The sequence below is a fragment of the Burkholderia sp. SIMBA_062 genome (assembly GCF_046534765.1).
Taxonomy (GTDB): domain Bacteria; phylum Pseudomonadota; class Gammaproteobacteria; order Burkholderiales; family Burkholderiaceae; genus Burkholderia; species Burkholderia ambifaria.
Genome location: NZ_JAWRYD010000358.1, coordinates 1 through 262, shown reverse-complemented (window position 1 = coordinate 262; position 262 = coordinate 1). Strand labels below are relative to the sequence as shown.

Here is a 262-nt window from a genome sequence, read left to right as displayed (position 1 = left end):
GTAACCGCCACGGTGCGCAGCCCCGGCACCGCGTTGACGAGGCCATGCCGCGCTGCGCCGCGGCTCGAAAACCAGCGCAGCAGCCACACCCACGTAAAGCGCAACGCATACAGCGCCACGGCGACGACCGCGATGTAGCCGATCAGGCGTCCCACTTGCGCGTCGATCGTCTGATGCGCGTCGAGCAATGCGCGGCCGAGAATGTGCGGGAACTGCAGCCCCAGCAGAATGAACACCATGCCGTTGAAGACGAACTCGATCA

1 pseudogene is annotated in these 262 nt (G+C 65.3%); it reads right to left on the bottom strand.

From position 1 onward, the window contains the following. A pseudogene (locus SB786_RS36680) lies at positions 1-262 on the bottom strand (Na+/H+ antiporter); the annotation flags it as partial.